A 23,900-nucleotide genomic window follows, 5' to 3' on the forward strand; every position below is an offset into this window, starting at 1 on the left:
GCATCACAGTAATATGACCACTGGTCATATGGCGATGTGGAGGCTCGATGCCGACGGTGACATGGGCCCGACTCGATGGCGAGCGGCGGGCAGCGGTGGTGGCGGCCGCGGAAGCGGAGTTCGCCGCGCACGGCTTCTCCCACGGGAGTTTGAACGTCATCGCTCGCCGCGCGGGTGTCGCCAAAGGCAGCCTCTTCCAGTACTTCGCCGACAAACGCGACCTGTACGCGTTCATCACCGACGTGGCGAGTCAGCGGGTGCGCTCCTACATGGAGACGTGCATCCGAGAACTCGACCCGAGTAGGCCGTTCTTCCCATTCCTCGTCGACCTCCTGGACGCGTGGGTCGCCTACTTCGCCGAACATCCCAGGGAACGATCTCTGCACGCCGCAGCGAGTTTCGAGGTGGAGACCGACGCGCGGGTCAGTGTGCGCGCCGTGGTTCATCGCCACTATTTGGAAGTTCTGCGGCCACTGGTTCGCGACGCGCACGCCCGCGGCGACCTGCGGCACGACGCGGATACCGAGACCCTGCTCTCGCTGCTGCTGATGATCCTGCCCCACCTGGCCCTGGCGCCCTACGTACGCGGCCTCGACCCGATCCTCGGGCTCGAAGAACTGTCGCCCGAACAGCCGGCCTTGGCTGTGCGCCGATACGTCGCCGTGCTGGCGGCGGCCTTTCAACCCGTCCCGGTGCAGCCCTCACCGGAAACGACCGCTCAGGAGGTAACACCATGACCAGGACACGCTCGGACTCCCTCGCCGCCGGCGGACTGAACTGGGACAGCATGCCGCTGAAGCTCTTTGCGGGCGGCAACGCCAAGTTCTGGGACCCCGCCGACATCGATTTCTCCCGGGACCGCGAAGACTGGGAATCGCTGTCGAATCTGGAGCGGGACTGGGCCACTCGCCTGTGTGCCCAGTTCATCGCCGGCGAGGAAGCGGTCACCCAGGACATCCAGCCGTTCATGGCGGCGATGCGCGCCGAGGGCCGACTCGGCGACGAGATGTACCTGACGCAGTTCGCCTTCGAGGAGGCGAAGCACACTCAGGTGTTCCGCATGTGGCTCGACGCCGTCGGCATGACCGACGACTTACAGTGCTACCTCGACGATCTTCCGTCGTACCGCCAGATGTTCTACGAGGAACTGCCGGCGTCGCTGGACGCCCTGGCCACCGACCCGTCGCCGGCGGCCCAGGTGCGCGCGTCGGCGACGTACAACCACGTCATCGAAGGCATGATGGCCTTGACGGGTTACTATGCCTGGCACCGGATTTGCGTGGACCGCAAGGTGCTGCCGGGTATGCAGGAACTGGTTCGCCGCATCGGTGACGATGAGCGTCGGCACATGGCGTGGGGCACTTTCACCTGCCGACGGCACGTCGCGGCCGACGACGCGAACTGGGGAGTGTTCGAGAACCGGATGAACGAACTGATTCCCCTCGCGCTCAGCAATACCGACGATTCCTTCGCCCTGTACGACGAAATCCCCTTCGGCTTCGCGAAGGACGAGTTCCAGCAGTACGCGGCCGACAAGGGCATGCGCCGGTTCGGCACCATCAGCAGCGCCCGTGGCCGCGATCTGGCAGAGATCGACGTCGACTACTCGCCCTTGCAGTTGGAGGACACCTTCGCCGCCGAGGACAGTCGCGTGCTCGCCACCTCTGCTTGATCGGCCGTCATCACCCACCGGATCCCGCCGACCAGCACCCGTCCGGCCACCCGAACAGCCGTCGCCTCGACGGGCGGAAAATAGGGCAGCCACAACGGCTTACGTGCCCACCCCGGCAACATGGCCACCGAGGTGGCGGCCAGCACCCCGTAGGGAGCCCGGGCGGGTAACGGCAGCGGCGGGGTCAACAGCAAGAATCGCGCCGCGTCGCGGGCCGCCGCGGTGCTGCGCAGTTCCGGCCGGAACGCCTCGATCCGCTCGCGCAGCTCATTTTCGGTGCGCGGCGGGTCGAGCACGCCGAGCGCGCTTGCGACACGGGCGGTGTCGGCGACGTACGCATCGCGGCCTGCTTGGTCGAGCGGCCGAGCGCCGTAGAGCTGATGTGCCAGTAGGAAACTGTCGATCTCGGCGATGTGCACCCATTCGAGGAGGTGGGGATCACCGGCTTCGTACGGTGTGCCGTCCGGCGCCACCCCGCGCACGCGGCGGTGAATGCCACGGACCTTGTCGACGGCGCGTTGCGCGTCGGCGGCCGGGCCGAAGGTCGTCACGGCGAGAAAGGTGCTGGTGCGCTGGAGCCGTCCCCAGGGGTCGCCGCGGTAGTCGGAGTGCTCGGCGATGCCCGCCATCGCCAGCGGATGCAGCGACTGCAGCAGCAGCGCCCGCAATCCGCCGACGAACATCGACGCGTCGGCGTGGACGCGGCGGATCGGTCGGTCCTCGCCGAACCACCGCGGACCCGGCGTCCCGTGGATACGCGCGCGGTTGTCCGGCCCGTCCGGTCCGGCCACCATCCCGAAGACCGCGCGGCCCAGACCGCCCCTGATCGCGCCCAGCACCATGACCTCGACGGTACGTGGCGGGCCGGGAGCCTGACGCCAAAGCTCCGCGACGGAACCCGGGCAGGGCTAGCGTGTGACTTCGCACCCGGCGGTCAGAGGGGAGACACGCATGCGTATCGGTCGGCCACGACACGGCCGCACGGCGGCGAGGCGACGACCCGCGCGGGGTCTCACCGCTGCCGTCACGGCGATCCTGCTCGGACTGCTCGGTCTGGCGACGCTCGTGGCGCCGCAGGCCGCCGCCGACGGCGAAACCTACGTGATCGCCACCGACACCACCTTCGCGCCGTTCGAATTCCAGGATGCCCAGGGCAACTTCGTCGGCATCGACATGGACCTGATCCGGGCGATCGCCGAGGACCAGAAGTTCACCGTCGACATCAAACCGCTGGGGTTCGACGCGGCACTGCAGGCCGTGCAGGCCAACCAGGTCGACGGCGTCATCGCCGGCATGTCCATCACCGACGAACGCAAGAAGGTCTTCGACTTCTCCGAGCCGTACTTCGAGTCCGGCATCCAGATGGCCGTGCTGGAGGACGACGACACCATCAAGTCGTACGAGGACCTGCGCGGTAAGCGGGTGTCGGTCAAGAACGGGACCCAGGGTGCCGACTTCGCGAACTCCATCAAGGACCAGTACGGCTTCGAGGTGGTGTCCTTCGCCGATTCGTCGACGATGTTCGACGAGGTGAAGACCGGTAACTCGGTCGCCGTCTTCGAGGACTACCCGGTGCTCCTCTACGGCATCGCCCAGGGCAACGGGTTCAAGACCGTCACGCCGAAGGAGGACCCCACCGGCTACGGGTTCGCGGTGAACAAGGGCGAGAACGCCGAACTGCTGCAGAAGTTCAACACCGGGCTGAACAACCTCAAGCAGTCCGGGCGCTATGACGAGATCATCGACAGCTACCTCGGCGAGGAAGCCACCGGCGGGGACGACTCATTCTTCGGGCTGATCAAGAGCACGCTGCCCCTGTTGCTCGAGGGCCTCAAGATGACCGTCATCCTGACCGTCGTCTCCATCGCCATCGCGCTGGTGCTCGGCACGATCTTCGGCCTCCTGCGTGTATCGCGGTCGGTGTGGCTACGAGGCATCGGCACCACCTTCGTCGACATCTTCCGCGGTACGCCGCTCCTGGTGCAGGCGTTCTTCATCTACTTCGGCATACCGTCGGCGCTCGGCTTCCAGATGTCGGCGATGACCGCGGGCATCATCACGCTGTCACTCAACGCCGGCGCGTACATGACCGAGATCGTGCGCGGCGGCATCCTGTCGGTGGACAAGGGGCAGATGGAGGCGGCCCGTAGCCTCGGAATCGGGTACCTGCCGACCATGCGGAAAGTGATCCTCCCGCAGGCGATTCGCACGATGATCCCGTCCTACATCAACCAGTTCGTGATCACGCTGAAGGACACCTCGATCCTGTCGGTCATCGGCATCGCCGAACTGACGCAGACCGGTCGGATCATCATCGCCGGCAATTACAAGTCGTTCGAGATGTGGCTGATCATCGGCATCGTCTACTTCGTCGTGATCATGGCGTTGACGAAGCTGTCGGACTGGGTCGCGAGCCGGGTAGATCGAAGGGGTAAGTGAAATGAGCCAGCTGATACCCGAAGCGGCCGCCGCCGAGCCCAAGGACAAGGTCAAGATCCGCATCGAAGGGCTGAAGAAATCGTTCGGCGACCTCGTGGTGCTCGACGGCATCGACGCCACGATCAAGCACGGTGAAGTCGTGTGCGTCATCGGGCCGTCGGGTTCGGGGAAGTCGACGTTCCTGCGCTGCCTCAACAAGCTCGAGGACATCACCGGCGGCACGGTGATCGTCGACGACTTCGACCTCTCCGATCCCAAGGTGAACCTCGATCAGGTGCGCCAGCGCATCGGCATGGTGTTCCAGCACTTCAACCTCTTCCCGCACATGACGGTCATCGAAAATGTCACGCTCGCACCGCTTCTCACCAAGAAGATGGACAAGGCGGCGGCAGAGAAGAGGGCGCTCGAACTGCTGGATCAGGTGGGCCTCGCGGACAAAGCGCACGTCAAGCCGGCCACGCTGTCGGGCGGTCAGAAGCAGCGCGTCGCCATCGCCCGCGCGCTGGCCATGAACCCGTCGATCATGCTGTTCGACGAGGCGACCAGCGCCCTGGACCCCGAGATGGTCGGCGACGTCCTCGAGGTGCTGCGCGAACTGGCCTCCGGGGGTATGACGATGGTGGTGGTCACCCACGAGATGGGGTTCGCGCGCGAGGTCGCGTCCCGGGTGCTGTTCATGGCTGACGGCAAGATCGTGGAGGATGACTCGCCGGCGGAGGTGTTCGACAACCCCAAACACCCACGGCTGCAGGAGTTCCTCTCCAAGGTGCTGTAGGCCGGGTGAGCGTCGACTTCTACACCAGGGTCGTCGAATCCGCCGATCGACAACCCTGGTGTAGAACTCGGCGACGTCGAGGGCATCGCCACGGTTTGGCCGCGGCTCTACCGGGCCACTCTGAGGCGTCCGCCCAACCCCCGGAGGTCTCATGAGTCAGCGAAACGATCCGCCCGCCAAGCCGTTGGACGCCAGCCAGGCGACCGACGAGCAGCGGGAGGAGCAGGAGCAGCTTGATCATCAACATGACGACCCCGACGGTCCCGGGGCCCACCAGAGCCGCCATGACATCGCCGACGAGACGTAGGCCAGCGGGGTCACTGCGTCGGTGTCGGACGTCGCTCAACCTCGTGGATGAAGTTCCAAATCGACTGGGACGCACTAAAAGTCCCAGGAGCGCCGAACTGCGCGATGTGGTCGTGTTCTGCTGTGCCGGGCCACGAGTGCGCGGCGTCCGCGACGGTGATCAGTCGGACAGCCGCGAAGCCGTCGTCGTCGGCATAACGGGTTTCGCTTGCCGCGCCGGAGAGAACGCAGTGCGGCGGCGGTGATACGCACCGTGACGCAGCGACCCAATGGCCCACCACGGATTCCACGGATTCGTCCCAGCGCGCCCCGACGCCGCCCGCGTACGGGTTGATCGCGTCGAGCGCACCGTGGATGGCCAGCAGTGGCGGCACCTCGCCGAGCGGGGGGACGAAGCGAACTCCGGCGACACAGCACACTGACGCGAATCGACCGCCCATGGCGGCCATCAGATGAGAGCTCAGCCGAGCGCCACCGGAGTATCCCCGCAGATGGATGCGACGCGGATCGGCGCCATGTCGACTGATCAGGCACGCGATGAGGGCATCGACGAACGCCATGTCGTCGGGTTCGTCCCTGGCCACTGGTTCACCGGGCAACGGGCTTCCCGGCACGTTCCACGCCCACCCTTCGGGCCAACCCGTCATCAGGCGGAACGGGATACCGGCCTGGGGAATGACGATCACCGCGCCACGGGCGGCGAACGTCCGCGCGTCGGTGATCGCGGCATGCTCGGCGGGCCATGAGCCGCTGCCGTGCAGATCGATGATCGTCGGAGCGCCGCCCGCATCGATCCCGTCCGGCTGGATCACCAGATAGCGGCGGCGGATGCCCGCGGCCTCGATGTCGTGGACGCGCTCGGTGACGCCGTAGGGCACCCGGCCGCCGAAAGGCACGTCCACATGAGCACGGTATGGCCCCCGGGTTCGTCGAACCGTCGGTTCTCGGCGATTCGCCGCCCGATCTGGGAAACTCAGGGCGTGCGCTTCGACTGCCGGGACGACCACGCGCCCTCTGCGCTATGACAGAACCGGTCGCCGACAACGGCCCAGCGGACGAGTCGAAACGCGGATGGGTGTCCATCTGCCTGACCGCACTCGTCGCGGGCGTGGCGATCGGTGTCATCGGCGGCGGCTTCCGCTGGTGCCTTCAGGCCGCCGACGGGTTGCGCAGCGACTTCGTCGACTGGTCACACACCCTGGCGGGGCCGGGTTGGCTGGCGCCGATCGCCGTCGCGGCGCTCGGTGCGGCACTGGCCGCGCTCGTCGTGCGGTGGGTGCCCCTGGCCGCAGGCAGCGGAATCCAACACGTCGAGGCCGTCTACCGCGGTGACGCGCACGCTCCGTTGCCAATCCTGTTGCCCGCGAAGTTCATCGGCGGTCTGTTGTCCATCGGCTCCGGCCTCGTGCTCGGCCGCGAAGGTCCCACGGTGCACATGGGTGCGGCGATCGGCGCCGAGGCGGCCCGGCGCGCCCGGCTTCCCGACCCCGCCGTCCGGATGATGCAGACCGCCGTCGGCGGTGCCGGTCTCGCCGTCGCGTTCAACGCCCCGATCGGCGGCACCCTGTTCGCGCTCGAGGAAGTCACCAAATCGTTCCGTCTGCAGACGGTGCTGGCCACCCTCCTCGCGGCGGCGTCCGCGGTCGGCTGCGTGCGGTTCATCCTCGGCAACGAACCGGACTTCTTCGTCGCACCGGTCGACGCCCCCGACCTGGCGTGGCTACCCCTCTTCGTCGTCTTCGGGCTGCTGACCGGCGCACTGGGTGTGGTGTACAACCGGCTGGTCCTGTGGTTCCTCGACCACGTCGGCGGGCTGCGACGGGTACCGCCGATCGCCAAGGCCGCGGTGATCGGCGCCCTCATCGGGCTGGCGATGTTCGTGGACCCGCAAGCCGTCGGCGGTGGCGACACGTTGACGCAGCTGATCCTCGACGGCCACGACATCGTGCTGCCGGTCGTGATCGGCTACCTGCTGGTGCGCATGATCGCCGGGCCGCTGTCCTACTCGGCCGCCGTCCCCGGTGGGCTGTTCGCACCGTTGCTGGCAGTCGGTGCGCTGTGGGGGCTGTTGTTCGTGGGAGTATCCGACCCTATCCTGCCCGGTGACGTTGCGGCGCTGAGCATTCCGATGGCCCTGGTCGGAATGGCCGCGTTCTTCGGGGCCACGGTGCGGGCACCGGTGACGGGCCTGGTCGTCGTCATCGAGATGACGGCGACGACGGCGGTCGCCATCCCCATGCTGGCCGCCACCGCGGCGGCCGTACTGGCCGCCGAACTGGCCGGATCGCCACCCATCTACGACTCGCTGCGCGAGCGCATGCTGCCCGAACTGAACCGCTGAGCGTCTGACCCCCGGGATCCGCGTCTCAGTTCAGCGGGTGCTGCGATGATGCGGCCGTCGCACTGAGGTCGCTGCGTTCCAAACGACGGGCGGGCGGGTCAGGCAGCACCATCTGCCGGGTGATCGCCAGGTCGGGTCCGACGTGCACCAGCTCTCCAGAACCCAGGAGTTGCCATCGCTCGTCGTTCATCCTCTCGCTGGCGAACACCACCGATGGCGCGGTCTCCAGGTGTGCGCTTCCGGCCCGAATCCGCTTCGTGCGCATGTCGAATGACCGTGAACGGGCGACGGTGCGGTCAAGCACATACAGCTCGTGGGTGTCGGGGTACCGCAGCGCCCACAGCTCGGTGGCTGTGGCCAGCAGCACGTTGAGCGCGTAGATCGGGACGTTCGCGCTCAACCAGTGCAGCGCGTCGGTCAAGCCGGCTTCGACAGCACCGTCACGATCGCGAATCGAGGCGGTGATCAACGCGAAGACCCGCTCGGAATCGGTGTCGCCCTTCACCGAGTCAGCGGCGCGGAGTTGCGCGAGCCGGGCGTCGAGGATGTCGAGGCCCGCCACGACGCCGTTGTGCGCGAAGATCCGTCCGTCCTGCAGGAATGGATGCGTGTTCTCCGGTTGAGCGGCGCCGGTGGTCGCGTAACGGACGTGCGCGACGAAGGTCGTGCCCGTCGTCTCGCGTGCCTCGGTCGCGAAGGCGCGATCGCGCCATGCCGCGATCGGTTGCTTGAACACCACGGGCCTGCCGCGGGCGTCGAACGCCCCGAGCCCGGTGCCATCGGGGTTGCGGCGACTCTGCTGGGCGAGGCTGTCGGGCGCATCGAGCAGCCAGAACGTCGCGGACACGGGGCGGCCGGCGTGCAGTCCGAACAGACGGCACATCGGCTCACCCGCCCGGCGGGAGCGGTTTGACCATGGGCCCTGTCTACTCCGCCGCGTGGCGTGGAGAGGCGCATTCGCGGATGCCGCACGCGCCCGTCCCTATTTGAGGGGTTCATGGCCGCACAAGGGCGGCGCGGACGGCCCGGGTCGAACCAGCATGGATGTCAGACACCACGCAAGGAAAGGGGCGAACAGATGTCGGAAATCATTGCCGGGGTAGAGATCCCCGATACGGCGGCCGTCGCCGAAGCGACCCGACGCGTCTGGGACACGACGAGCCCGTTGATCTACCACCATTCCCGCCGGGTCTTCCTCTTCGGCCAGCTCCACGCCCAGCACCTGGGCCTCGATCCCGACCCCGAGCTGCTCTACCTGGCAGCCATCTTCCACGACACCGGACTACTGAGGCCGTTCTCCGATGCCGAACAGCGCTTCGAGGTCGACGGTGCGGACCACGGTCGCGCATTCCTGCTCGAGCAGGGGTTCTCCAGCTCCGCAGCCGACACCGTGTGGACGGCCATAGCCCTGCACACCACCCCGGGGATCCCGCACCGGATGGGTCCCGAGATCGCCGCCACCAATCTCGGCGTGCTCACCGATGTCATCGGTCTCGGTCTCGATTGGCTCGATACCGAGCAGCTCGACCACATCCTCGCCGTCCACCCGCGCGGCGACTTCAAGAACGAGTTCCTGAGCGCCTACTTCGACGGATTCAAGAATCGGCCCGAGACGACCAACGGGACGGTGAACTCGGATGTCCTCGAGCACTTCATCCCCGGCTTCCGGCGCACGACCTCGGTCGAGCGCATCCTCGGCTCTCCTTGGCCGAGCTGACTCCCGAGAAATGAGCGGGTACGTCGTGCCGCTGGCGGCACGGGTTCTCACCGAGAAACACGAAAGGATCTGGTATGCAAGCCATCACCGTACGAGACCGTGACGCCGGCCTCGGCGGACTGACTCTCGTCGATCTGCCCTATCCGCACGCCGCCGAGAACGACGTCATCGTCGCGGTCCATGCCGCCGGTTTCACCCCCGGTGAACTGGAATGGCCCGCGACGTGGACCGACCGGGCGGGTCGTGATCGCACGCCCGCCGTTCCCGGCCACGAATTGTCGGGCGTGGTAGTCGAATTGGGCTTCGGTACGACCGGCCTCACTGTGGGCCAACGGGTGTTCGGTCTCGCCGACTGGACCCGCGACGGCGCACTGGCCGAATACACCGCCGTCGAGGCGCGTAACCTCGCCCCGCTGGCCGCTGACATCGACCACGTCGTCGCCGCGGCGCTGCCGATCTCAGGGCTCACGGCGTGGCAGGGGTTGTTCGTCCACGGTGGCCTCAGGCCCGGCCAGACCATCCTTGTGCACGGTGCCGCGGGCGGTGTGGGATCGATGGTCGTCCAGCTGGCGCGGGAGGTGGGTGCCCGGGTCGTCGGCACCGGACGGTCCGACGACCGCGACGTCGTGCTCGGCCTCGGCGCACAGGCGTTCGTCGATCTGGGCGCCGACCATCTGGGGGATGTCGGCGAGGTGGATCTGGTGTTCGACGTGATCGGCGGCGACATCCTCGAGCGGTCGACCGAACTGGTGCGGCCCGGCGGGACGGTCGTGACCGTCGCCGCGCCGCCCAAGGTGCAACCGAAGGACGGGCGCGCCGTGTTCTTCGTCGTCGAACCGGACCGCTCACAGCTCGCTGATCTGGCCCAGCGTGTGCGGGAGGGGCGGTTGCGGCCGCTCGTCGGAGCCGTGCGTCCCCTCGCCGAGGCCGCCGACGCGTTCGCCCGTCGACACCGCGTTCCGGGCAAGACGATCATCCGGGTGGCAGATGAGCCGGAAGGGGCCCGGCGATGACTCGAGCCCGCCTTTTTGCAGGACTGCTGATCGCGCTGACTGCGATGCTGCTCATCGGTTGCGGCGCTGCGGGATCCAGTCCCGCCGAACCGCCGCCCCCGGCGGAGACGGTGACACCCCTGTTCACCGAGGCGTTGCCGAACGTTGCGGGCAAGACCTTCACCTCTGCGGTCGTGACGTTCCCGCCGGCCGCACGCGCGGTTGCGCATCGGCACGGCGACGCCTTCGTCTACGCGTACGTCCTCGAAGGCGCCGTGAGCAGCCAGCTCGAGGGCGCGCCTGCGCAGGTGTACCACCAGGGGCGGAGCTGGTCCGAGCCGCCAGGCGCTCACCACGTGGCCACCGAGAACACCAGCCCGACCGACGAGGCGAAGCTGCTGGTGGTCTTCGTCGCCACCGATGGCGAACCGCTCAAGGTCGACGATCCGCAAGGGTGACGACGTGGCACCGGGCTCACCCGGATTCGGCGCGCGCGGTGCTGAAGCGACGTTGGTAGGCGGCGGGGCTGATACCGAGTCGCCTGGCGAAGACGCGACGCATGCTCTCGTAGCTGGGGAACCCGGCCAGAGCGGCGGCCTGAGTCGCGCTGTGTCGCTGATCGAGCAGGGCCCGGGCCATGTCGAAGCGGATGTTCTCCACGTACCGGGCCGGCGTGGTGCCCAACTCTTCCCGGAACAGCCGAGTCAGATGACGGGTGCTGACATTCAGGTGTCGCGCGAGCGCGACGGGCGAGTGGTCAGCGTGCGGATCCGCTGTCACCAAGTCGGCGACCCTGCGCAGCGCCGGCGAATGCGGCGGCGGTCCCTGTAGCGGAGCCGAGAACTGCGACTGGCCGCCTGAGCGCTGCATGTACACGACCAGGGCCCGGGCGACCTCGCGCGTGAGGTCCGGTCCGTGATCCTCTTCGACCAGCGCGAGGGCCAGGTCGATCCCTGCGGTGATACCCGCCGAGGTGTAGGTGTTGCCGTCACGTACGTAGATGGCGTCGGTTTCCACCCGGCACGTCGGGCATCGGGTGGCCAGCGCACGGGTCGTCTTCCAGTGGGTGGTGGCCCGCTTGCCGTCGAGTAATCCGGCGGCGGCGAGGACGAAGGCGCCGGTGCAGATGGAGGCGACGCGCCGCGCCCCGGCCGCGGGGATCCGTGCCGCGTCCACCAGGTACTGGGGAACCCGGGACCGCGGGAAGCGGTCAGAACCGGGCACCAGGAACGTGTCGGCGGCGGGCTGGTCGGAGACGGCGCCGTCGACCGTGACACCGAAGCCGAGGTTCGACCGAACGTCGTCTCCGGTGGGCGACCACGTCAGGAGCCGGTAGTCGGTGCCGAGCCGGTTGGCCTCCTTGAACACCTCCGCTGGGCCTGCGACGTCCAGGAGCGTCACCCCGTCGTAGACGAGGAACGCGATGCGGCGCGAGGCGCTCGCGAACGAAGACGTAGTCACCCGCTGATTATGTGACCCGCACGGATAGCGGCATCCCGAAACGCCCCTCCGCAGCAGTGGACGTGGTATCCGCAAGTTCTCCGCCGCGACGTCGCCATTCCATTGACTCGCCCCCGCGCCAGCATGCGACAGTTCGTCAATGAGTGAATCCGTCGCCGTCATCGGGGCAGGCCCCGGTGGGTTGGTGACGGCGCGCTGGCTGCTCGCGCAGGGTTTCGAACCGACGATCTTCGAGCAGGGCAGCGGCCTCGGCGGGCAGTGGACGGGGCATCCCGGCCGCAGCGGCGTGTGGCCGGCCATGCACACCAACACCAGCCGCATCCTCACCGCGTTCAGCGACCTGGAGCACCGCTGTGCCACAGTCTTCCCGTCGAACCGCGACATCCTCGACTACCTCCACCGCTACGCCGACATGTTCGGGCTCACCACGCGCATCCGCTTCGACACCCGGGTCGACCTCCTCGACCGCGACGGCGACAGGTGGCGAATCCGCCACGGCGACACGGTGGAGACCTTCGACCGAATCGTGGTGGCCAGCGGTCGCTTCGGTACTCCTGCCCTTCCGGCGGTACCCGGACTCGATGCCTTCACCGGCGCCGCGGGCGTCATCCCCACCTTCGACTACCGCGGTCCTGCGCCCTACCAGGGGCGACGGGTGCTCGTCGCGGGGTGTGCGGTCAGCGCGTTGGAGATCGCCGCTGAACTCGCGCTCCTCGGTGCCTCCCGCGTCGTGGTGACCCAACGGCGCCAACGCTATGTACTGCCCAAATTCGCCGCGGGCGTGCCGTCCGACCACCGCATCTTCACCCGCTACGGCGCACTGGCCAACCAGACTCTCCCGCCGGCGGAAGTGGACCGGCAGCTCAAGGAGATCGTCGTCGAGGCCGGCGGCAGCCCCGAGCAGTACGGGGCGCCGGCCCCCGACCCGTCGTTGTTCGCCGCCGGCGTCACCCTCAACCAGGGCTATCTACCCCTGGTGGCGGAGGGTCGAATCACCGTGCGTCCCTGGATGCACGCCGTCGACGGCACCACGGTGACGTTCGCCGACGGCGCCGCGGAGGACTTCGACGGCATCGTCATGGGCACCGGCTTCCGGATCTCGCTTCCGTTCCTGGACAAGGATATTCGCGCGGCAATCGACGTCGACGACGTGCACCTCGACGCCGACCGGTACACGTTCCACCCCGATCTTCCGGGGCTCGCGTTCGTGGGGATGTGGGATCAGTCCGGCGGCTACTTCGTGCCGCTCGAACTGCAGGCCCGGTGGATCGCCTACACCTGGGGAGGTGTGATCGCGCCGCCGACCGAAGCCGACCAGCGAGCAGCCGTCGCCGCGTACCGCGCCCGTCGCGGATCACCGCAGAAAACGCGAATGAATCTGGCGGCGTTGACTTTCGCGCGCGCGGCGGGCGTCGAACCGGATCTGGAGACCTGGCCGGACCTGCGGCGGGCTCTGCTGTTCGGTCCGCTCGCCCCGAGTTGCTTCCGGCTGGAGGGGCCCGACGCACTGCCCGACGCGGCCGAACGATTCGTCCGCGATGCGGGCGCGTTCGGTGCGATCACCTCCGAGGAGATGACGCCGCGCGAGCAGGCATACGCAGCGCTCATCCATCCTGGGTGACCGCCGCCCTGGCCGGACTCAGCCGCGCGATGATTCCGTCGAGGTCACGGCGGAACATGTCGGGCCGGAACACATGACCGCCGGGAGCCTCATGCGATTCGTTCGGGATACCCGCGGCGTTGAGGCGGTCGCGGAACTCCCGTTGCCCCGCCAGCACCTGGGTCTCGTTCACACTGTCGAACCAGTTGAGGGGGTCCGGGCTGGTGCCTGCGACCATGAACACCCGCTTGTTGCGGTAGCTCTCGATCCGCTCGATCGGGTTGTCGGCACTGACCCTGGCCTGATCCCAGAACGGTGCGCCGTAGACCGTGCCGCCCGCGAGGTCCAGCACCGCCGAGGTGATGTTCGCCCAGTGCACCACCAGGCCGAAGTCACGGCGCAGGCTGGCTGGCCCGGAATGCGAACTCACCGAGGCGAAGTGGCCGAAGTACTTGGCCGCGTACTTCAACGCACCGAAACCGCCCATCGAGAAACCGCCCACCGCCCGCCCGTCGTACTCGGCGATGGTGCGGAAGTTGGCGTCGATCCAGGGGAGTAGCTGCGCGATGTGGAAGGTCTCCCAATTGCGCGGCCCGACGAAGGAGGTGACCGGGTTGGAGTACCAGCCCGCCTGCCCGCCGTCGGGCATCACGACGACGATCGGCCTGCCCGCGGTGAGCTGCCGGATACCGAGGAAGTCGAACTGGCGGAAGTCCGCGGCACCCCCGTGGAGCATGTACAGGACCGGATAGGCGCGCCCGCTGGTGCGGTAGTCGTCGGGGAGCAGGACGTTGACGCCGGGGTTCCAGCCGATCGCGGACGTCTGGAACCGGTAGTACCAGAGTCGGGGGTCGCTTTCGTTGCGGTCGACGATCCGCAGGCCGAACCCGTCGCTGCGCCCGACGAAGACGGCCAGCCGCTGCCCCGCCCTGATCACCGACGGATCGGCGATGCGGTTGACCGCGGCGATCAACGGATGGAACGCGGCGTCACCGTAGTAGCGCGCCGCCAGCGCCGACAACGTCTCGCCTGCGGTCACCGTGTGCCGTGTGATCTCCGGGACGATCAGTTGTTGCCCCACACTGAGCGCACTGTTCTCGGCGATGCCGCTGGCGTGGGCGATCAAGCGATGCAGCTGGGCGTCACCGTAGAAGCGCGACGCCAGCGCCGACAGTGTGTCGCCGGCGACCACCGTGTATCGCGTGAAATCCGGCATCACGAGCCGTTGCCCCACTCTGACGGCGTCCGGATCGGCGATTGCGCTTGCTGTTGCAATCAAACGGTAGAGTCGCATGTCGTTGTAGAAGCGCAACGCCAGCGCCGACAGGGTCTCACCCGCGACGACCGTATGTGTTCTGACCATTGCTTCACTCCAGGTCACCGGGGTCTGGCCACATTGCCTTCCTCGATGGAATCGCACTTCGGCCGCGTCGTGGGCGGATTCGGGTGAAAGCCGTTTAACCGGAGAGAAAGGACTGTTCGTGCCGTCAACCGGACCGTGGACCGGCGACCCGATCTGGCTGGCCGAGGTTCTGCGCGCCGAAGGTGTCCGGCTCGTCGAGTACCCCGGGTGGCGCGAGCGCGGCCACGGTGACTTCAAGGACATTCGCGGCGTCATGGTGCACCACACCGGTTCGGACCGCGCCAGCGCGGCGTCCATCGCCGACGGCAGGCCCGATCTCGCCGGACCGCTGTCGCAACTCCACATCGCGCGCGACGGCACGGTGACCGTCGGGGCGGTGGGGGTGGCCTGGCACGCCGGTGTCGGCATGTATCCGTGGTTGCCGACCAACATGGGCAACTGGCACACGATCGGGATCGAATGCGCCAACTCCGGGACCGGTCCGACGGCGCCGCACCGCACGAACTGGCCCGACGCGCAGTACGACGCGCTGGTCCGGTGCTGCGCGGCGATCAACCGCCGCCTGGCCCAGAACGCCGACCGCACGATCGGGCACAAGGAGTACGCCGGCCGGGCGCAGGGCAAATGGGATCCGGGCGCCATCGACATGACCGTCCTGCGGGCCGACATCCAAGCCCGCATCGGCAGCCTTCCGCACCCCGCGCCGACACCCAGACCGCCGGTGCCCGTCGGTCGTTACGCCGACCTCCTGCTCACCCGCGGGTCGCGAGGCCCGCAGGTCGCGCAGCTGCAGCGTCAGCTCAAGGCGAACTACGCCGCCTATGCGGGGCATCTCGCCGTCGACGGCATCTACGGCCCGCTCACCGAGGCCGCGGTCCGCGAATTCCAGCGACGGACCCGGGGCCTCAAGGTCGACGGGATCGTGGGTCCTGCGACGGCTGCCGCCCTGAACCTGATGCTGGTGTGAAAGCCAGGCCACCTCCGGCTACCGTCCACAGCGTGCCTGTCTCCATCCGCTCGCTCCTGGCGCACTTCGACACGAGCACCACCCTCGTAATCCCGGCCGACAAGGCCACCGGGCCGTCGATCGACGAACCGGTGGCCTGGGTGCACAGCTCCGAGCTCGAGGACCCCACCCCGTTCCTCGACGCCGGCCAACTGTTGCTCACCGACGGCGGCCAGTTCCCGCGCGGATCCCACGATCAGCAGTGCTACGACGCCTACGTCGAGCGGCTGCACCGGCACGGCATCCGCGGTCTGGGCTTCGGCACCGCCATGGTCCACGGTCACCTGCCGGCCGAGCTCGAATCCGCCTGTCGCCGTTGTGGTTTACCGCTCTTCGTCATCACCGACCTCACCCCGTTCCTGGCGTTCGTACGGTACGTCGCCGACAAACTGGCCGAGGAACAACAGGCCCGTATCCGCTGGTCGCTCGACGCCCAGCGCGCGATCGCCCGCGCGGCGATGCGACCCGACGGCCTGACCTCGATCCTCGCCGAACTCGAAAACCAGCTCGACTGTTCGGCGCAACTGTTCGACGCCGTCGGCGCGCCGATCCGCTCGCTGGCCGACCCGCCGACCGGCGCGCTGGACACCGCGATCCGGGACGCCGTGCGCACCACGCTCGAGCGCGGCGCCCGCTCGTCCTCGCGCGTCGTGCTGGGGGACCGCGAGTTCCTGGTGCAGACGGTCGGGCGCGGATCCCGCCTCGACGGTGCGCTGGTGCTGTCCGGGCTGCACATCGCCGATCCCGCGGCGGCGGACCTGGTCAACAGCGTGGTCGCGCTGGCCAGCCTTGCGCTCACCCAGAACCGCGCGCTCGACAACGCGCACCACCACCTGCGGGCCGGCCTGTTCGAACAGCTGCTCCGCGGCGACCGCGCGCTGGTGACCCGTACCGCCCAGTCGGTGTGGGGTGGGTTGCCCGCCGAACCGTTGACCGTGCTGGTCGCGCCCAAACCGCACCACAGCGACTTCCTGCTCGACGCCCTCGAACGCGAGGTGGCCGAACGCAACGGCCACGTCTTCTTCACCCAGCGCGGCAACCACCTTGTCGTCATCGCGGAAACCCCACCGCCCGAACATCTTTCGGAACTTCTTTTCGGTCACTCGGCCTCGGTGGGAACGTCGTCGGACGTGCGCTACGGAGCCCTGTCACGCGGCGTCGCCGAAGCCGAACGCGCCCTGCGCTACGCCGTGCAGACCGGTCGCACCGCCGTGGCGTTCCAGGAACTCCTCGACCGCGGGGTGCTCGGACTGCTGCAGGGCGAACAGCTCGACACCGTCGCGCGCGGCATCCTGCGGGTTCTGCACGAGCACGACTCCGCCAAAGGGGCAGATCTGCTTCGCACGCTGCGGGTCTGGATGGGCAACGAATGCGCGTGGGACACCACCGCGCGCGAACTCGGCATCCACCGGCATACCCTGCGCAACCGCGTGCACCAGGCGGGACGGCTACTGGACCTCGACCTCGACGTGCTGCGCGACCGCCTCGAACTCTGGGCGGCCCTTCAGCTGATGAGTGACGACTGACGGCTGCGCTCGTACACGCACTGCCCGGCGACCCACGTCTGCTGCACCATGATGTCGGTGAGCTCCTCGGTGTCCACGGTCAGCGGGTCACGGTCGAAGACCGCGAAGTCCGCCAGCTTGCCGGGTTCCAGTGAGCCGACCGCGTTTTCGCGATGCACCGAGGCGGCGGCCGTCAGCGTGTGGCCGCGCAGCGCCTCCGCGACGGTGAGGCACTGGGCGTCGGAACCCAGGCGCCTGCCCGACAGTGTGCGGCGCCGCACCGCGGCGGACACGGCCTCCAGCGGCAGCGGCGGGCAGACCGGCGCGTCGGACGACAGCACCACCGGCACGTCCGCGTCGCGAAGCTCGCCGAGCGGCATCACCCGCTCGGCGCGGTCACCGAGCACACCGGTCAACTCGTCGCCGTACCGCAACAGGTATTGCGGCTGGGGGACCGGCCACAACCCGAGGTCTCGGCACTGCCGCACCTGCGCGGGGGTGGGCGCACCGAAATGCTCGATCCGGTGACGCACGTCGCCGCGATCACCCGCGGCGAGCTGCTCGTGCGCGTCGAGGACCACCTGGATGGCCGCGTCGCCCTGGGCGTGCGTGGCCGACTGCAGGCCCAGCGCCGCGACCCGCCGGATCATTTCGGCCAGTTCACCATTGGGGTGGTAGAGGTAGCCGAAGTCGTCGACGCTGCAGCAGTACGGCGTCGAGAAGCGCGCGGTGCCCGCCGTCAGTGCACCGTCCGCGTACAGCTTGACCCCGGCCAGCGCGAGCCGTTCGTTCCCGAATCGTCCGCACAGACCGAGGGTTTCGAGTTCGGTCAGCAGGCTCGAGATGACCAGCATCTCGGCGCGCACGGTCAGCGTTCCGCTGCGGTGGGTGCGCAGGTAGGCCCCCCACTCCCGGCCCGTCACCTGCGCGTCGACGATCGTGGTGATCCCGCGGGCGTGCATCTGTGCCTGTGCGGCGAGCAGTTGCGCGTCGAGGGTCTCGGGGGCGTCGGGCAGGTGGAAGTTCGGCCCGTTGTTGGTGATCTTCACCCCGAACCGGCCGGTGAGCCAGTCGGCGGCCGCATCCCACACCGTGCCGTCCGGCGTACCGTCGGCCTCGCGGCCGAAGTGCCCGCCGGGCGGGTCGGGGGTGTCGGTGGTGACGCCCATCTCGCGCAGCGCCCAGCTGTTGACGATCGCACCGTGTCCGCTGGAGTGGAACACCAGGACCTCGCGGTCCGTGGCGACGCGGTCGAGGTCGTGGCGGGTGAGCAGCCGCGCATCGGCGACGTTGCCATGGTGAAAGCCCTTACCGCGCACCGCTCCCGGCTGGACCGCCGCCCTGGCCGTCAGCGCAGAGACGACGTCGTCGATCGTCGGCGCCGACTCCCAGCTGCAGTCCACCCACGACTCGAACTGTCCGTACATGAGCGGGTGGCAGTGTGCGTCGACGAAGCCGGGAAGCACTGTCGCGCCGTCGATGTCGACCACTTCGGGCCGGGTCACGGCGAGCGACCGGCACTCGGCCTCGGACCCCACCGCGACGATGCGGTCATCGCGCAGCAGCATCGCCTCGACCGCGGTGTGGTCCGCCCGCGGGCGGATCGTGGCGCCGACGACGAGGACCTCGCGCAGACCGACCGTCATTCCGCCGTTTCCTGCACGGTGTCAGCGGCTTTCGCCGCGGCGGCGAGCTGACGGGTCGCCAGCACACAGCCCGCGGCCACGAAGCACATCACCGCCAGGTAGGCGAAGATCAGCACCGGCGAACCGCTCGACATCCCCAGCAGGGTGGGCAGCACGATCGGCGTCAGCGCCCCGGCGGTCAACGCCGCACCCTGGTACGCCAGCGACGTCCCCGTGTAGCGCACCCGCACCGGGAAGATGCCGGCGAGCACCGCGGCGATGGGCCCGTAGTTGAAGCCCGTGAACAGCGCGGTGATGATCAGCATCAGCGTGATGATCGCGAACGAGCCGGTGTGGGCCAGCAGGTACAGCGGGACGGCGACCACCGCGATACCGATCAGGCCGACGGCGGTCACATAGCGGGGCTGCCACTTGTCGCCCAGCCAGCCGGCCAGCGGGACGAACATGATCTCGAACAGGCCCGCGATGATGAGCGCGTTGAGCAGCATGTCCACCGGCACGCCCGCCTCCTCCGAGGCGTAGGACAGGAAGAACGACGAGGTGACGTAGTAACCGCCGGTGGCGACGAGCATGGCGCCGATGCCGATCAGCAGCGTGCGCGGTGCCCGGAAGACCTCCCGCACGGGGGCGGTGGACAGTTCGGCGGCCTCGCGGGCGCGGGCGAACTCGGGGGATTCGCCGACGATCAACCGGACGATGAGGCCGATGACGACGAGCACGGCCGACGCCAGGAACGGGATCCGCCACGAACCGGCGGCCAAGCCGTCGCCGATGTGCTCGGAGACCGCGAACACCGCCGAGGACAGCGTGGCGCCGACCGACGATCCGAGTTGGGCGAACGACCCGAAGAACGCGCGTCGGTCCTTCGGGGCGTGCTCGATGGCCAACAGCGCAGCGCCGCCCCATTCGCCGCCCATCGCCACACCCTGCAGCAGTCGCAGGATGATCAACAGCAGCGGCGCCACGGGTCCGACGGATTCGTAGGACGGCAGCAGACCGATGCCGAACGTGCCGATGCCCATGAGCAGCAGCGTGGCGATGAGGACGGGTTTGCGGCCGTACTTGTCGCCGAGGTGGCCGAAGATGAACGCGCCGAGGGGGCGGCCCAGGTAACCGAAGGACGTGGTGCCGAAGGCGACGATGGTGCCCAGCACCGGGTCCATGTCGGGCGGGAAGAAGACTTCGCGGAAGACCAGCGCGGCGGCGGTCGCGTAGATGAAGAAGTCGTACCACTCGATGCTGGTGCCGGCGAGTGCGGCGAGTGCTGCCCGCCGGGGCCGTGCGGCGGGTACCGATTTGGTTGTCACGGGATTCCTCTTCGCGGGAGAACTGTCGTCACACACGCCCGTAGGTGGTGTGGTGCATCACGCTAGAGAGGGGTGATCACCCATACAACCGGACGTTTGTCGATTGGTCGAGGAACTACTCGACGAATGTCCAGTCAGTACGCCTGAGAGGCTATGCGGCCACGCCCCAAAGGTGTGCAATGGACGGAGGGGAGGCCGACGGGGACGAGGTGCCGACGTGTCGTCACGTGACCGACTCGAGGCGGCCGTAGGGATGGGCTACGTACAGGCCATGAATGACCTGGCGTGGTACCTCGCCTACGAGGTGGATCCGCCGGATCTTGCCGGGGCGCTGCTGTGGTTCGAGCGGGGCGCACAGGCGGGCGATCCGAATGCCATGGACAACCTGGGCTGGTTCCTGCTGCATCAGACGGATCCGCCCGATCTCGTCGCCGCCCGCGAGTGGTATACGAAAGCGGCCGAAGCGGGTCACGCGAACGCGATGAACAATCTGGGTCACCTGCTCACCCAGATGTGGCAACCGCCCGACGTGGCTGCCGCGCGCATGTGGTGGCAGCGGGCCGCCGAAGCCGGACACGCGGGCGCGATGACCAATCTCGGAGTGCTGCTGTCAGAGTGGGCGGATCCGCCCGACCTGGCCGCGGCGAGGCATTGGTACCGGCGGGCGCTCGAGGCGGGGCAACCCCTCGCCGGGAACAACCTCAGGATGTTGACCGCTCGACGCCCGGGCCTGCGACGGTTGTTATCGCGACGGCTGCTTCGGTGAGCCCAGCGCGCGTCACAGCATGGCGACGATGAAGAAGATGATCGCCAGTACCACCAGGATCAGCCCGACGAGCACCAGGAACGCGCCCAACGACGCTCGCCGCTGCTGCTCGTCGGCGTCGGACCTGGTGGCGCCCTTCACTGACGTCTTCATCGTCGCGAAGAGGTCCGACCACGCGATGCGCGACAGGCCCCGCCGGGTGGCTGCCCCGTCCCGCATCGGCTGGTCGGGGACGGTGCCCACCCCGTTGCCGTAGAACGTCAACCCCACGACCACGGCCACCGCGGCCAACACCAGCAACACCACACCGAGCCCCACCATCGCATGCCTCCTGTCGAGGAACCGTCAGGCATCGCATACCCGCATCGCGGGCGGGCCGAACTCGGCGGCGGGGGTCAGCCCGCGACGGGCCGGAAGTCCCGCGCGGCGAGATACTCCGGGCGCGGCGACGACGCCGCGAACGGCTCGCACAGCGCGTTGTCGACGGAGTTGAACACGAGAAAGATGTTCGACCGCGGGAACGGCGTGATGTTGGAGCTTGAACCGTGCATGACGTTCGAGTCGAACCACAGCGCATTGCCCGCGGGCCCGGTCACCTGATCGATGCCGAACCGGGAGGCCGCCTCGGTCAGCGTGGCGTGATCGGGAACGCCGGTCTCCTGCTTCACGAGCGACGACTTGTGGTTGTCGTCCGGTGTGGCGCCGACGCACGGATAGAACACCTCGTGCGAACCCGGCATCACCATGAGCGAGCCGTTGTACGGGTAGTTCTCGGTCAATGCGATCGAGCAGGAGACCGCCCGCATCGCGGGCATCCCGTCCTCGGCGTGCCAGGTCTCGAAATCCGAGTGCCAATAGAAGCCGGTACCGGTGAAGCCGGGCATCACGTTGATCCGCGCCTGATGGATGTAGACGTCGCTGCCCAGGATCTGCCGGGCCACCGGCAGCACGGTGTCGAGCGAGATCACCTCCGCGATCACCTCGCTGAGCAGGTGCGGCTGGAACACCGATCGGATGCTGCCGTTGCGTTCGCGGATGAAGCGCGGATCCGACGCATCGGAGACGTCGCTGATCCGGGCGAGCTCATCCTGCAACGGCTGCAACCAGATCGGGTCAAGCGTGCCGGGACGCACCAGGTAGCCCGCGGTGGCCATCGTCTGCAGGTCCGCCGCGCCGAGCGGGCCGTCGGAATCCCGGCCCCACACCGTGGGTTCGCTGCGGGCGATGGGCGGCATGGCCCGGTCGAGCCTGGTTGGGTAGTTGTCGCGCACGCGCGCCGCGGTGCCGGCCGTCATCAGCTCGCCACCGGCGCCGGGTAGGCACCGGACTCGTCGTGGACTTCCTGCCCCGTCACCGGCGGGTTGAACACGCACAGCATGCGCAGCTGCTCGTCGCAGGTGACGCGGTGACGGTCGTGGTCGTTGAGCAGGTACATGGTGCCCGGCCGCAACGCGAACTCCTCACCGGTCTCGTGGTTGAGCAGCGTGCCCGTGCCTTCCACCACCCAGACGGCTTCGACGTGATAGCGGTAGTGGAACTCGCTCACCGAGTTCGCGTTGATCGTCGTCTCGTGGAAGGAGAAGCCGACGCCGTCGTCGGCGAGGATGATCCGTTTGGAACGCCAATCCTTGGCCGCGACGTCGCGGTCGGTGCCGGTGATCTCCTCTGTGGTGCGCACGATCATGAGGGGTCCTCTCAGTCTTGGGGTTGAATTCAGGCCAGCGACACGGCGACGGCTTCGGCGAGCACGTCGATACCGGACTCGAGGTCGGACACCGAAGTGGTCAGCGGCGGAAGCAGTTTCACCACTTCATCGGCGGGCCCACTGGTCTCCATCAGCACACCGCGCTCGAACGCCGCCCGGCACACCTCGCTCGCCTTGTCGGCGTCGGCGAACTTCAGGCCCTGGGCCATGCCGCGTCCACGCGCGCCGACACCGTCGTGCTGGGCCGCGATGGCCTCGAGGCGCTCACGCAGCAGGGCGCCCTTGGCCAGCGTCTGCTCGGTGAAGTTGTTGTCGCGCCAGTAGTTACGCAATGCCGCGGTCGCCGTGACGAACGCGGGGTTATGGCCGCGGAAGGTGCCGTTGTGCTCGCCCGGTGCCCACACGTCGAGGTCCCTGCGGAACAGGGTCAGTGCCAGCGGCAGGCCGTAGCCGCTGATCGACTTCGACAGCGTCACGATGTCGGGCACGATGCCGGCTTCCTCGAAGCTGAAGAACGCGCCGGTGCGCCCGCAACCCATCTGGACGTCGTCGACGATGAGCAGGATGTCGCGGCGGCGGCACAGCTCAGCGAGTGCCCGAAGCCATTCGGCGCGAGCCACGTTCAGCCCGCCCTCACCCTGAACCGTTTCGACGATGACCGCGGCGGGCCGGTTGAACCCGCTGCCACTGTCGTCGAGCACCCGCTCGAACCAGTGGAAGTCCTCGGTGACGCCGCCGAAGTAGTTGTCGTAGGGCATCGGCGTGGTGTGGACGAGGGGGATACCCGCGCCCGCGCGCTTCATCGAGTTGCCCGTCACCGACAGCGCACCCAACGTCATACCGTGAAAAGCATTGGTGAAGTTGATGATCGCCTCACGGCCGGTCACCTTCCTGGCGAGCTTCAGCGCCGCCTCCACGGCGTTGGCGCCCGTCGGGCCGGGGAACTGCACCTTGTAGTCCAGTCCGCGCGGCTGGAGCACGAGATCCTGGAACGTCTGCAGGAAATCGCTTTTCGCGGCGGTGGCCATGTCGAGCGAGTGCACGATCATGTCCCCGGTCAGGTACTCGATGAGCGGTTGCTTGAGTGCGGGGTTGTTGTGCCCGTAGTTCAATGCGCCTGCGCCGGCGAAGAAGTCGAGGTAGCGCCGGCCGGAGGTGTCGGTCAGCCAGGAGCCCGAGGCCTGCGCCATGACGGTGGGCCAGCCACGGCAGTAGCTGCGCACCTCGGATTCGACGGTGGAATACACGTCGGGCAGTTCGAAATCAGGAGTGGTGGTCGGTTCCGCGACGGTCGACATG

At 68.1% G+C, this 23,900-nt stretch carries 24 protein-coding genes; 13 read left to right on the plus strand and 11 right to left on the minus strand.

The genetic code is table 11. The features are described from left to right. Positions 1–47: 47 nt before the first annotated feature. On the plus strand, positions 48–737 hold the full coding sequence (locus AU194_RS22125; protein ID WP_059091415.1) for a TetR/AcrR family transcriptional regulator: 690 nt from the start codon (positions 48–50) through the stop codon (positions 735–737). Then, positions 734–1,672 carry a R2-like ligand-binding oxidase gene (locus AU194_RS22130; protein WP_059091416.1) on the plus strand — a complete coding sequence of 313 codons (939 nt, stop codon included), beginning with the start codon at positions 734–736 and terminating at the stop codon, positions 1,670–1,672. Before AU194_RS22125 ends, AU194_RS22130 begins: the two co-directional genes overlap by 4 nt. On the opposite strand, the gene AU194_RS22135 is transcribed toward AU194_RS22130, so the two are convergent. Continuing rightward, on the minus strand, positions 1,603–2,514 hold the full coding sequence (locus tag AU194_RS22135) for an oxygenase MpaB family protein (protein WP_059091417.1): 912 nt from the start codon (positions 2,512–2,514) through the stop codon (positions 1,603–1,605). The genes AU194_RS22130 and AU194_RS22135 overlap by 70 nt on opposite strands. A gap of 109 nt (positions 2,515–2,623) precedes the next feature. Here AU194_RS22135 and AU194_RS22140 point away from each other — a divergent pair, with 109 nt between their 5' ends. The 3 genes from AU194_RS22140 to AU194_RS32280 all read left to right on the plus strand — a co-directional run bounded on the left by AU194_RS22140 (position 2,624) and on the right by AU194_RS32280 (position 5,193). Then, complete coding sequence (locus AU194_RS22140; RefSeq protein WP_082698786.1) at positions 2,624–4,111, plus strand: amino acid ABC transporter substrate-binding protein/permease; 1,488 nt, start codon at positions 2,624–2,626, stop codon at positions 4,109–4,111. 1 nt (position 4,112) lies between these two features. After that, entirely contained in the window at positions 4,113–4,886 is a 774-nt protein-coding gene (locus AU194_RS22145) for an amino acid ABC transporter ATP-binding protein (protein WP_059091418.1), read from the plus strand. A 151-nt stretch (positions 4,887–5,037) separates the two neighbouring features. After that, complete coding sequence (locus AU194_RS32280; RefSeq protein ID WP_197417711.1) at positions 5,038–5,193, plus strand: hypothetical protein; 156 nt, start codon at positions 5,038–5,040, stop codon at positions 5,191–5,193. Positions 5,194–5,203: 10 nt separating this feature from the next. On the opposite strand, the gene AU194_RS22150 is transcribed toward AU194_RS32280, so the two are convergent. Continuing rightward, positions 5,204–6,094 (minus strand): PHB depolymerase family esterase, encoded by an 891-nt coding sequence (locus AU194_RS22150; RefSeq protein ID WP_059091419.1) that lies wholly within the window; start codon positions 6,092–6,094, stop codon positions 5,204–5,206. Between the two features lie 119 nt (positions 6,095–6,213). Here AU194_RS22150 and AU194_RS22155 point away from each other — a divergent pair, with 119 nt between their 5' ends. Continuing rightward, a complete protein-coding gene (locus tag AU194_RS22155) occupies positions 6,214–7,533 on the plus strand; it encodes a ClC family H(+)/Cl(-) exchange transporter (RefSeq protein WP_059091420.1) in 1,320 nt (439 codons plus the stop codon). A 25-nt stretch (positions 7,534–7,558) separates the two neighbouring features. Here the strand turns inward: AU194_RS22155 and AU194_RS22160 are convergent, their stop codons facing one another. Next, positions 7,559–8,416, minus strand: coding sequence for a class II glutamine amidotransferase (locus tag AU194_RS22160; RefSeq protein ID WP_059091421.1), 858 nt, complete (start codon positions 8,414–8,416; stop codon positions 7,559–7,561). Positions 8,417–8,611: 195 nt separating this feature from the next. Between AU194_RS22160 and AU194_RS22165 the strand changes: the two genes are divergently transcribed. The 3 genes from AU194_RS22165 (at position 8,612) to AU194_RS22175 (ending at position 10,700) form a co-directional block, all read left to right on the plus strand. Continuing rightward, positions 8,612–9,250: an HD domain-containing protein gene (locus AU194_RS22165; RefSeq protein WP_059091422.1), complete on the plus strand. Its 639-nt coding sequence runs from the start codon at positions 8,612–8,614 to the stop codon at positions 9,248–9,250. A 74-nt stretch (positions 9,251–9,324) separates the two neighbouring features. Next, positions 9,325–10,263, plus strand: a complete 939-nt coding sequence (locus tag AU194_RS22170; protein WP_059091423.1) for an NADP-dependent oxidoreductase — start codon at positions 9,325–9,327, stop codon at positions 10,261–10,263. After that, positions 10,260–10,700 carry a cupin domain-containing protein gene (locus AU194_RS22175; protein ID WP_059091424.1) on the plus strand — a complete coding sequence of 147 codons (441 nt, stop codon included), beginning with the start codon at positions 10,260–10,262 and terminating at the stop codon, positions 10,698–10,700. The genes AU194_RS22170 and AU194_RS22175 overlap by 4 nt, the downstream gene beginning before the upstream one ends. A gap of 16 nt (positions 10,701–10,716) precedes the next feature. On the opposite strand, the gene AU194_RS22180 is transcribed toward AU194_RS22175, so the two are convergent. Continuing rightward, a complete protein-coding gene (locus AU194_RS22180) occupies positions 10,717–11,703 on the minus strand; it encodes a GlxA family transcriptional regulator (protein WP_059091425.1) in 987 nt (328 codons plus the stop codon). A 139-nt stretch (positions 11,704–11,842) separates the two neighbouring features. On the opposite strand from AU194_RS22180, the gene AU194_RS22185 reads away from it, so the two are divergent. Next, on the plus strand, positions 11,843–13,324 hold the full coding sequence (locus AU194_RS22185; protein ID WP_059091426.1) for an NAD(P)/FAD-dependent oxidoreductase: 1,482 nt from the start codon (positions 11,843–11,845) through the stop codon (positions 13,322–13,324). Here the strand turns inward: AU194_RS22185 and AU194_RS22190 are convergent. Continuing rightward, positions 13,308–14,666 (minus strand): alpha/beta hydrolase-fold protein, encoded by a 1,359-nt coding sequence (locus AU194_RS22190; RefSeq protein WP_059091427.1) that lies wholly within the window; start codon positions 14,664–14,666, stop codon positions 13,308–13,310. The genes AU194_RS22185 and AU194_RS22190 overlap by 17 nt on opposite strands. A gap of 118 nt (positions 14,667–14,784) precedes the next feature. On the opposite strand from AU194_RS22190, the gene AU194_RS22195 reads away from it, so the two are divergent. Together AU194_RS22195 and AU194_RS31950 are read left to right on the plus strand one after the other, a co-directional pair. Further along, a complete protein-coding gene (locus AU194_RS22195) occupies positions 14,785–15,633 on the plus strand; it encodes an N-acetylmuramoyl-L-alanine amidase (protein WP_059091428.1) in 849 nt (282 codons plus the stop codon). Positions 15,634–15,665: 32 nt separating this feature from the next. Continuing rightward, the gene (locus tag AU194_RS31950; RefSeq protein ID WP_059091429.1) at positions 15,666–17,198 is read left to right on the plus strand and encodes a PucR family transcriptional regulator; all 1,533 of its coding nucleotides are present in this window, start codon (positions 15,666–15,668) and stop codon (positions 17,196–17,198) included. Here the strand turns inward: AU194_RS31950 and AU194_RS22205 are convergent. Beyond that, positions 17,177–18,823: an amidohydrolase gene (locus AU194_RS22205; RefSeq protein ID WP_059091430.1), complete on the minus strand. Its 1,647-nt coding sequence runs from the start codon at positions 18,821–18,823 to the stop codon at positions 17,177–17,179. The two genes, AU194_RS31950 and AU194_RS22205, sit on opposite strands and share 22 nt — an antisense overlap. Further along, positions 18,820–20,130, minus strand: coding sequence for an MFS transporter (locus tag AU194_RS22210; RefSeq protein WP_059091431.1), 1,311 nt, complete (start codon positions 20,128–20,130; stop codon positions 18,820–18,822). The genes AU194_RS22205 and AU194_RS22210 overlap by 4 nt, the downstream gene beginning before the upstream one ends. A gap of 253 nt (positions 20,131–20,383) precedes the next feature. Between AU194_RS22210 and AU194_RS22215 the strand changes: the two genes are divergently transcribed. Further along, entirely contained in the window at positions 20,384–20,896 is a 513-nt protein-coding gene (locus AU194_RS22215) for a tetratricopeptide repeat protein (RefSeq protein WP_059091432.1), read from the plus strand. A 12-nt stretch (positions 20,897–20,908) separates the two neighbouring features. Here the strand turns inward: AU194_RS22215 and AU194_RS22220 are convergent, their stop codons facing one another. From AU194_RS22220 to ectB, 4 genes are all read right to left on the minus strand, one after another. Continuing rightward, positions 20,909–21,217, minus strand: coding sequence for a hypothetical protein (locus AU194_RS22220; RefSeq protein ID WP_059091433.1), 309 nt, complete (start codon positions 21,215–21,217; stop codon positions 20,909–20,911). A gap of 74 nt (positions 21,218–21,291) precedes the next feature. Continuing rightward, positions 21,292–22,191, minus strand: a complete 900-nt coding sequence (gene thpD / locus AU194_RS22225) for an ectoine hydroxylase (protein ID WP_059091434.1) — start codon at positions 22,189–22,191, stop codon at positions 21,292–21,294. Continuing rightward, on the minus strand, positions 22,191–22,580 hold the full coding sequence (locus AU194_RS22230; RefSeq protein ID WP_059091435.1) for an ectoine synthase: 390 nt from the start codon (positions 22,578–22,580) through the stop codon (positions 22,191–22,193). Before AU194_RS22230 ends, thpD begins: the two co-directional genes overlap by 1 nt. A gap of 29 nt (positions 22,581–22,609) precedes the next feature. Then, positions 22,610–23,899 (minus strand): diaminobutyrate--2-oxoglutarate transaminase, encoded by a 1,290-nt coding sequence (gene ectB / locus AU194_RS22235; protein WP_059091436.1) that lies wholly within the window; start codon positions 23,897–23,899, stop codon positions 22,610–22,612. Position 23,900: the final 1 nt, after the last annotated feature.

The organism is Mycobacterium sp. GA-2829 (assembly GCF_001499965.1).
Classification (GTDB): domain Bacteria; phylum Actinomycetota; class Actinomycetes; order Mycobacteriales; family Mycobacteriaceae; genus Mycobacterium.